A 279-nucleotide genomic window follows, 5' to 3' on the forward strand; every position below is an offset into this window, starting at 1 on the left:
GAGCGCGGGTGCGTCGGCCGGCAGCCCGAACAGCACGCCCGCGAAGCTGTCGCCCAGATGCTGCAGCAGCCAGCCCGACGCGCCCTGCGCGCGCACCGGCGCATCGGCCGCCGCGGCACCCGGGCGCATCGCGCACGCGAACGCGTCGCCATTGCGGTCCGGCGTGTTCAGCGGCGAATCGGCCAGCACGGCCGGCACCGACAGGCGGCCGCTGTTCACGAGCTTGCGCGCGAATTCGCAGTCGCGTGCGAGCTTCAGCGTCGCGTCGCGGAACACGCG

Annotated in this window: 1 pseudogene; it reads right to left on the minus strand. The window is 74.9% G+C overall.

Annotated elements, in window-relative coordinates:
* Window positions 1-279, minus strand: a pseudogene (locus SB764_RS39530) (FAD-dependent oxidoreductase); the annotation flags it as partial.

It is taken from the genome of Paraburkholderia sp. SIMBA_027, assembly GCF_046535315.1.
GTDB classification, from domain to species: Bacteria; Pseudomonadota; Gammaproteobacteria; order Burkholderiales; family Burkholderiaceae; genus Paraburkholderia; species Paraburkholderia tropica.